Here is an 8,669-nt window from a genome sequence, read left to right as displayed (position 1 = left end):
GCTGCTCGCCGGGCTTGACCTCGTTCAGAGCCCGTTCGAGTTTCTCGCGAAACAACGCGCGGTTGGGCAAGTCGGTCAGCACATCGTAATGCGCCAGATGGGCGATCTTCTCCTCGGCGCGTTTGCGCGCGGTGATGTCTTCGATGGTGGCGACCCAGCCGCCGGCCTTGAGCGGCCGGTTGACGATCTCGATCGCCCTGCCGCCCGGCGCCTCGGTGATCTGACGCGTGCCCTTGCCGAGAGAAACGTTGCGTATGATGGCGTTGCAGAACTCGTCGATGTCGCCGTCGAAGGATCCGGTCTCCTTTCGATGCGCGATCAATCTGCGCAGGGTGCAGCCCGGTTTGGCGACTTCCGGCGACAGCCCGAACATCTCGATATAGGGCTGGTTGCAGATGATGATCCGCGCCGATGCATCGTAGAGCACGAGGCCCTGCGGGATATTGTTGACGGCGATCCCGAGATGACGGCGCTCCGCCGCCAGCCTGTCATCGGACACGCGATGGCGTTGCAGCAGCAGGCAGACGATGGCAGCGAGCATGGCGGCGACGACGAGCAGCAATCGTTCGCGATCGCTCAAGGCCGTCATCGCGGCGGCGGACAGAAGCGCGGCGGACAACGCCACGCACGCGATCAGCCACCTGACCGTTCCGGCAGGCTTCGCAGGGTCACCCGACAGTTGATGGCCGCTATCGATACGCACCGTTTGCCTCCCCAGCACAACAGAGTTACGCACGACAAATGGAAGGTGCGTTACGACTTGCGGTTAGGATTCGGTTACCGGGGTCGGATGCCCGCGCCATTCGACCGCGTCCCACCGGCGGTTGCCGCCCGCGGCCTCTTCGTGTAAATGGTAAACGACCGGTTAAGCGTCCGCGGCTAGCCCAAGGATTGCGAAAACCCCCGTTTTTCAACGCGAACCCGCCGCCGATCGGCGCAATGGTAACCTTCGAAAACCAATCCTTCCCAAAACGCCACCTGTTTGGCGATCCCGGCTTAACCGTTTCTCCAATCCCGTTGCGGCATGGTGAACCCCGACCAGATTCATGACATGCCGGGTTGAGAATAGTGACATCCTTCGGACGTGTGATTTCGGTGCGCGGCTCCCTCGCCCGGCTCGGGCTTCTGGCGACGAGCCGGACGCCCGCCTCGGAAATTCGCGCAACCGTCGGCCGCTTCATCAGCATTCGCTGCACGAGTTCCACCATCGTCGCCATGATCACGGAAGTGTCGTGCGAGAATCTGCCGACCTCGGACAATTACATCGCCAGCGCCTCGGTCGATCTGCTCGGTGAAATCCTCGGCGGCGAACGTCCGAAATTCCAGCGCGGCGTCACCAATTATCCGACCATCGGCGATGCCGTCGAGCTGATCTCCAATCAGGAGCTGCGCACGATCTACGCGCCGAGCGGATCGGACCAGATCGATGTCGGCACCTTGCAGCAGGACCCCTCGGTCACGGCCTATGTCGATGTCGAGGAAATGCTCTCCAAGCACTTTGCCGTGCTCGGTTCGACCGGCGTCGGCAAATCGACCGGCGTGTCGCTGCTGCTGAACGAAATCCTCAAGTCGCGCCCGAACCTGCGGATCTTCCTGCTCGACGTTCACAACGAGTATGGCCGCTGCTTCGGCGAACGCGCGCTGGTGCTCAACCCGCGAAATCTGAAGCTGCCGTTCTGGCTGTTCAACTTCGAGGAAATCGTCGACGTGCTGTTCGGCGGCCGCCCCGGCGTGCCGGAAGAACTGGATATTCTCGCCGAAGTCATTCCGCTGGCGAAGGGCATCTACACCCAGTACCAGAACGCCGATCGCCTCACGTTGAAGCGCGTCGACCCCAAGACGGTCCGCTACACCGTCGACACGCCGGTGCCCTATCGGCTGGTCGACCTGATTTCGCAGATCGACGAGCGCATGGGCAAGCTGGAAAACCGCGCCTCGCGCATCACCTATCACAAGCTGATTTCGCGCATCGAGACCGTGCGCAACGACCCCCGCTACGCCTTCATGTTCGACAACGCCAATGTCGGCGGCGACACCATGGCGGAAGTCATCAGCCATCTGTTCCGCCTGCCCGCCCTTGGCCGGCCGATGACCGTGATGCAGCTCGCCGGCTTTCCCGCCGAAGTGATCGATTCCGTGGTGTCGGTGCTGTGCCGCATGGCGTTCGATTTCGGCCTGTGGAGCGACGGTGTCTCGCCGCTGTTGTTCGTCTGCGAGGAGGCGCACCGTTACGCCTCCGCCGACCGCAGCATCGGCTTCGGGCCGACCCGCAAGGCGGTCTCGCGCATCGCCAAGGAAGGCCGCAAATACGGCGTCTATCTCGGCCTCGTCACCCAGCGTCCGGCCGAGCTCGACGCCACCATCATTTCCCAGTGCAACACCTTGTTTACGATGCGGCTCGCCAACGAGCGCGACCAGTCGCTGCTGCGCTCGGCGGTCTCCGATGCCGCGGCGAACCTGCTGTCCTTCGTTCCCTCGCTCGGCACCCGCGAAGTGCTGGCCTTCGGCGAAGGCGTGGCGCTGCCGACCCGGCTGCGCTTCAAGGAAGTTCCCGCGCATCAGCTACCGCGCATCGAGGCCACGATTGCGACCGCGCCGTCGGTCACCGCCGGCCACGACACGCATTTCGTCGGCGCTGTGCTGGAGCGCTGGCGCGGCGCCACCTCGCACCGCGACGCGCCCAACGACCCCGCCACCAGCGAACGGCCCGCCGCGCGGCCGGTTGCGGTCGAAGCACCGATGCTGCAGCCATCGATGGGGCTCGATCCCGATCGCTTCTCGCTGCTGAAAAAGCCGCTGCGCTAGCGGCTTTCACCACCACAACGCCGCTGCGCTTTGCGGCGGAGCCGCCATCGATTATGGTTCGGAACCGGCCGCATCGCGCGGCTCAAGCCGGAACCCTGCCATGACGCAGCCGATCGCCACCCGCTTCCCGACCCCCTCCCTCGACCAGCTGCCGGACGATATCCGCGCCCGCATCCAGGCGGTGCAGGAGAAATCCGGCTTCGTCCCCAACGTCTTCCTGACGCTGGCCTGGCGGCCGGAAGAATTTCGCGCCTTCTTTGCCTATCACGACGCGCTGATGGACAAGGACGGCGGACTGACCAAGGCCGAGCGCGAGATGATCGTGGTGGCGACCTCCAGCGCCAATCAGTGTCATTATTGCGTGATCGCCCATGGCGCGATCCTGCGCATCCGCGCCAAAAATCCGCAAATCGCCGACCAGATCGCCGTCAACTACCGTAAGGCGGACATCACCCCGCGCCAGCGCGCCATGCTCGATTTCGCGATGAAGGTGAGCCGCGAGGCCAACGAGATTTCCGAGCAGGATTTCGCCGCGGTGGCCGCCCAAGGTTTCACCGACGACGACATCTGGGATATCGCGGCGATCGCGGCGTTCTTCGCGCTGTCGAACCGGATCGCCAACGTCACCGCGATGCGCCCGAACGACGAGTTTTACATGATGGGGCGGCTGCCGAAATAGGGTGCGCGCTCCAACCTGCGGCAGCCGCGCGTCTGCCTAATCGTCCGATGCCGGGCCGCACCAGCCGGGCAGATAGACCGCGTCCTTGCTCCTGGCGAAGGCCAGGCCCTCCTCCATCGCCTTGGCGAAATTGTCTTCCACTCGCTTGCGCGAGATTTTCCGGCGCAGGAAGTCCGCCCACAGGAATTCGCTGAACGGCGTCGTGTCCTTGGCAAAACCGCCGGCGCGGCGCAACTCGCCGGCGAGGCTGCGGAACGGATCGTCCTTGAGGCCGGCCACCGATTTGGGCAGATCCCGGAAATGCCGGCGCTCGCCGTTGGCGTCGTAGGGATAGGCCCATCGCTTGTTATCCATCACGCCCCAGAACGCATCGCGCTGGACCATGGTGAGATCGCCGATCACGCTCACCAGGATATCCTTGACGCCTTCGTCATGCAGCGCGCGCGTCAGATGGTGGTGGTCGACCACATAGTGCCGCCCGTCAGGCCCGAGAACCACCGGGATCATGTGCTTGCCGAGCAGCTCGGCGCGCTTCTTGTCCGATTTGTGCTCGCGCCAGCGCTTGCGCTTTTCCTTTACCTCCCGCATGCCGACCGTCATCTGGGTCGGACGCAGCGAGAGGATCGGGACCGGCTTGAGAATCGGTTCGCGCGTGTTCGCCATGACTTGAACCCCCGTGCCTGACCGGCAAAAATCCCTCTGCGGCCGGTCTGATTATGTCATGATGGCGCGGGCGGTAAATGCCTGCCCGAAGCCGCGCCCAACGGATTTGCAAGAGACTGAATGCATGGCCAAGAGCCCGAACGAACGAATGCCGAGAACCCGCGTCGTGCGCTTTGGCGGCCGCGAAATCATCACCGAAGGCCTGAACCTCAATTTCTGGGCCGACATCAGCCATCGCTGCATGACGGCGTCCTGGCCGGCCTTCATCGCCGGCGCGGCACTGGTGTTCCTCGCCTTCAACGCGGTGTTCGCATCTCTCTACTGGCTCGGAAATCAGCCGATCTCCAGCGTGCCCGGCGGCAACTACATCGACTATCTCTATTTCAGCATCGAGACGCTTTCGACGGCCGGTTATGGCGACATGCATCCGCAGACCCATTACGGGCATTTCATCGCAACGGTCGAGCTGTTCACCGGCATCTTCTCGATGTCGCTGATGACCGGGCTGATTTTCGCCCGCTTCTCCCGGCCGAACGCACGGCTGCTGTTCGCCGAAAATCCGGTGATTTCCGATCATGACGGCCAGCCGACGCTGATGATCCGTCTTGCCAACGAGCGCCACAACATCATCAGCAACGCCACCGCCAGATTGTGGCTTTTGAAGAATATCGTCAGCCGCGAGGGCCAGCCGTTCCGGCGCTTCTACGAACTGCCGTTGATACGAAACGAGAGCCCGGCGCTTGCCCTGAGCTGGACGCTGTTCCACGTCATCGACGAAAACAGTCCGCTTCACGGCCTCAACGCCAACGACCTCGAGGCCATCAACATCTCGCTGGTGCTGGTGGTGTCCGGCTATGACGTCGTTGCGGCGCAAACGGTGCATGCGCGAAAGTCGTACGATCATCCCGAGGTCCGTTTTGGGCACCGCTATGCGGAAATCCTCAGCACCACCGACGACGGCCGCCTCCGAATCGACTACAGCCGGTTCCATCAGACCTTCGAGGAATGAATACCACCTCCGCGTGTGCCAACATTTGATGTGAGAAGCGCGGGCGCACGTGATAGACAGAGACAAACGCCTCCGGACTGACAGCAGTGAAAACCCAGCGGCCCATTACCCGGGATGACGAGCATGTCGTGCTCAAGTTCCGGCCGCGCACGTCGGCCTGTCCGCCGGGCCGCCGCGAGGAGTCGGGCGACCAGGCCCGGACAAGCCCGGCGGCGAACGACCTGTCCCGCTACGCGCGGCCGGGCGACGAGCCGGACGATTTTCGCCATCGCATGCTGGCGAATATCGCGGCCTTTGCCTTCGCCGTGGCGCTGACGGCGATCGGGATATGGCTCGCCATGAGCATCGCCGATCTTCGCAAAACCCAGGATTGCGTGTTGATGGGCCGCCATGACTGCGCCAGAATCTCCGGGCTGCCCCGAGGCTAACATGCGGAGCGCAAACGACTATTTTGGCGCCTCAAACGGCCCGCCGGGGACGGCCAAGCTCCATTGAACTCAAGCCTGCGCTCCGATATACGGGCACACCACTCCCGCCGGGGAAACGGGGCATTCCGGGGCGACGCGCCCGCCTCCTCCAAGCTGTTCCGGAATTTCTCTCCAAAATATCAAAGGCTTAATGATGTCTTCCACATACGATCAGATCGCCAATATTATCGCTGAGACCTGCGACATTCCGCGCGACACGATCAAGCCGGAGAGCCATGCCATCGACGATCTCGGGATCGATAGTCTCGACTTCCTCGACATCGCCTTTGCGATCGACAAGGCGTTCGGCATCAAGATGCCGCTGGAGAAGTGGACCCAGGAGGTCAACGACGGCAAGGCCACGACCGAACAGTACTTCGTGCTCAGAAACCTCGCCGACCGCATCGACGAGCTGGTCGCAGCCAAGAATGCGGGCGCGGGCACGGGCTCGTAATCGCCCGCCATGCAGCTTGAATATTTTCAACTGATCGATCGCATCGTCGACCTCAACATCGGCGCGAAGACGATTACGGTCGAGGCGCAGGTCCCCCCTCCGACGCACACCATCTTCGAGGGGCATTTCCCCGGCTATCCGATCATGCCCGGCGTCCTGCTGACGGAAGCCATGGCGCAAAGCGCGGGCTGGCTGTTGCTTGGCCTGATGAAATTCGAGCGCATGCCGTTCCTGGCGATGATCAAGGAAGCCAAGATGCGGGGTTTCGTCAGTCCCGGCGAGCTTTTGACGATTGACGCCAAAGTAGAGCATGAAGGTTCGGGCTTTGCGGTCACCTCCGCGAAGGCACGGGTCGGCAAGGAATTGAAGTGCAACGCCGAGCTGACCTTCCGCCATATCCCGTTCCCCCACCCTGACTTGCGCGTGCACATGGACGCGATGGCCAACAGGATCGGCTTTCCGCTACAGGCGCTGACGCCATGACCGGTCGGAAGGAAGTCTGGATCACCGGCATCGGCATCGTGTCGTCGCTCGGCGAAGGGCTGGACGCGCATTGGGATGCGCTGAACGCCAAACGGATCAATGTCGACGACAAGCGCTTTGCGCCCTACATCGTGCATCCGCTGGCGCCCGTCAGTTTCGACGCCCAGATCCCGAAAAAGGGCGACCAGCGCCAGATGGAGGCCTGGCAGCGCATCGGCACCTATGCCGCCGGACTCGCGCTGGATTCTGCCGGAATCAAGGGCAATCAGGAAATCCTCGGCCGCACCGACATGATCGTCGCCGCCGGCGGCGGCGAGCGCGACATCGCGGTCGATGAGGCGATCCTGAGCGCCGACGCGAAGGGCAATTCGGGTCCGGGTTTTCTCAACGAACGGCTGATGAACGATTTGAGGCCGACGCTGTTTCTGGCCCAGCTCTCCAACCTGCTCGCCGGCAACATCGCGATCGTCCATGGCGTATCCGGAACCTCGCGCACCTTCATGGGCGAGGAAGCCGCGAGTATCGACGCGGCGCGGATTGCGCTGGCGCGGATCGAATCCGGTCAGAGCGACATCGCGCTGGTTGGCGCCGCGCATAATGGCGAACGCCAGGATTTGCTGGTACTCTACGAATTCGGTGACTTCAACCTGACCGGCAAGTTCGCGCCGGTCTGGGCACGTCAGGAAAACAGCGGCTTTGCGCTTGGCTCCGCCGGCGTTTTCCTGGTGCTGGAATCCAGCGAGCACGCCGAAGCCCGCGGCGCCAGGCCCTATGCAAAACTGACCAGGGTGGTCGCCGACCTCGCACAGCGCAAGCAGGCGGGAGCAGTGACGAGATCGCTGGAAGCGCTGTGGCGAAAACTTGGCATTGTCGCCGAGAGCGGCGCCCTGATCACTGGCGCAACCGGCGTCGAACCGGTGACGTCGGAAGAAAAGGCATTCCTGCGCCAGCACGCAGGCTTCGCGGTGCGCGCAACGGGAACGACATTCGGCCATACGCTGGAAACCCAGTTTCCGCTCGGGCTCGCGCTCGCCGCGCTTTCGATCTCGCGTGGCGCGCTGTTTCCGCCGAACGACCCGACCGGACTTGAGGTTGAAAAGTCCGGACCGCCAACCCAGATTGTGGTGGTCGGAGCCGGTCACTGGCAGGGCGAAGGCATGGCGCTGGTCGAGGCGGTCAAGTAAGGCGCGATCCGGAAAACCGGACACTGGTTTTCCGACCGGATCGGGCTCGCGAAATGAAGCAGGCGCTCCGGCGCATAGTATCATCGGCGGGGAAACCATGGCGACACCACGCGATAAATTCGGCAGGCCGATCGTTGTCGTGACCGGCATGGGCGTGGTCACGTCGCTGGGCGCCGGCAAGACGGACAATTGGGCGAAGCTGACCGCGGGCGAATCCGGCATCCGGACTGTCACGCGTTTTCCGGTCGATGGCCTGAAAACCACGATGGCGGGCACGGTCGATTTCGTCACCGTCGATCCGTTCTCCTCGACCGGTCTTTCCGAACGTCTTGCAGAGATCGCAACCGAGGAAGCGCTGGAACAGGCCGGCATCGGCAGCAAAGGTAATTTTCCCGGACCGCTGTTTCTCGCAGTGTCGCCCGTCGAGGTGGAGTGGCCCCAGCGTCTTGAACTGGGACGCGCGGTCGGACAGACCGAAATCGGCTATCCGGACTTGCTGCGCGCCAGCGGCGGCGGCAAGTTCGCCGCCTACCATCATCGTTTCATGTTCGGCTCGGTGGCGGCTCACCTGGCCGAAACCTTCGGCACCAAGGGTTCGCCGATTTCGCTCTCCACGGCCTGCGCCTCCGGCGCGACCTCGATCCAGCTCGGCGTCGAGGCGATCCGCCGCGGCGAGGCCGATGCCGCGCTCTGCGTTGCCACCGAGGGCTCGGTCAATGCGGAAGCCCTGGTCCGGTTTTCGCTGTTGTCGGCGCTGTCGACGCAAAACGACCCGCCGCAGGCCGCCTCAAAACCGTTCTCGAAGAACCGCGACGGCTTCGTCATGGCGGAAGGCGCCGGCGCGCTGGTGCTCGAAAGCTATCAGTCCGCGATGGCGCGCGGCGCGCCGATCCTCGGCGTCCTCGCCGGCTGCGGCGAGCTGACC

10 protein-coding genes are annotated in these 8,669 nt (G+C 63.4%); 8 read left to right on the top strand and 2 right to left on the bottom strand.

Annotated features, from left to right (window positions below; genetic code table 11):
• Window positions 1-703, bottom strand: a 703-nt coding sequence (locus WCE35_RS21760; RefSeq protein ID WP_424595380.1) for a PAS-domain containing protein, incomplete at its 3' end; no start/stop codon positions are given.
• 365 nt (window positions 704-1,068) lie between these two features.
• On the opposite strand from WCE35_RS21760, the gene WCE35_RS21755 reads away from it, so the two are divergent.
• Together WCE35_RS21755 and WCE35_RS21750 are read left to right on the top strand one after the other, a co-directional pair.
• Complete coding sequence (locus tag WCE35_RS21755; RefSeq protein WP_424595379.1) at window positions 1,069-2,805, top strand: ATP-binding protein; 1,737 nt, start codon at window positions 1,069-1,071, stop codon at window positions 2,803-2,805.
• Window positions 2,806-2,905: 100 nt separating this feature from the next.
• Window positions 2,906-3,484, top strand: coding sequence for a peroxidase-related enzyme (locus tag WCE35_RS21750; protein ID WP_424595378.1), 579 nt, complete (start codon window positions 2,906-2,908; stop codon window positions 3,482-3,484).
• 36 nt (window positions 3,485-3,520) lie between these two features.
• Here WCE35_RS21750 and WCE35_RS21745 read toward each other — a convergent pair whose 3' ends face one another.
• Window positions 3,521-4,147, bottom strand: coding sequence for a ParB-like protein (locus WCE35_RS21745; protein WP_424595377.1), 627 nt, complete (start codon window positions 4,145-4,147; stop codon window positions 3,521-3,523).
• Window positions 4,148-4,271: 124 nt separating this feature from the next.
• Here WCE35_RS21745 and WCE35_RS21740 point away from each other — a divergent pair, with 124 nt between their 5' ends.
• The 6 genes from WCE35_RS21740 to WCE35_RS21715 form a co-directional block, all read left to right on the top strand.
• A complete protein-coding gene (locus WCE35_RS21740; protein WP_424595376.1) occupies window positions 4,272-5,156 on the top strand; it encodes an ion channel in 885 nt (294 codons plus the stop codon).
• Between the two features lie 86 nt (window positions 5,157-5,242).
• Entirely contained in the window at window positions 5,243-5,584 is a 342-nt protein-coding gene (locus WCE35_RS21735; protein WP_424595375.1) for a hypothetical protein, read from the top strand.
• Between the two features lie 193 nt (window positions 5,585-5,777).
• Entirely contained in the window at window positions 5,778-6,077 is a 300-nt protein-coding gene (locus WCE35_RS21730) for an acyl carrier protein (protein ID WP_424595374.1), read from the top strand.
• A gap of 9 nt (window positions 6,078-6,086) precedes the next feature.
• On the top strand, window positions 6,087-6,560 hold the full coding sequence (locus WCE35_RS21725; RefSeq protein ID WP_424595373.1) for a 3-hydroxyacyl-ACP dehydratase FabZ family protein: 474 nt from the start codon (window positions 6,087-6,089) through the stop codon (window positions 6,558-6,560).
• Complete coding sequence (locus tag WCE35_RS21720) at window positions 6,557-7,744, top strand: beta-ketoacyl-ACP synthase (RefSeq protein WP_424595372.1); 1,188 nt, start codon at window positions 6,557-6,559, stop codon at window positions 7,742-7,744. Before WCE35_RS21725 ends, WCE35_RS21720 begins: the two co-directional genes overlap by 4 nt.
• Before the next feature lie 97 nt (window positions 7,745-7,841).
• On the top strand, window positions 7,842-8,669 hold an 828-nt coding region (locus WCE35_RS21715; protein WP_424595371.1), incomplete at its 3' end, for a beta-ketoacyl synthase N-terminal-like domain-containing protein.

The sequence above is a fragment of the Bradyrhizobium sp. genome (assembly GCF_049691595.1).
GTDB lineage: Bacteria > Pseudomonadota > Alphaproteobacteria > Rhizobiales > Xanthobacteraceae > Bradyrhizobium.
This window is presented reverse-complemented; position numbering and strand designations above follow the sequence as displayed.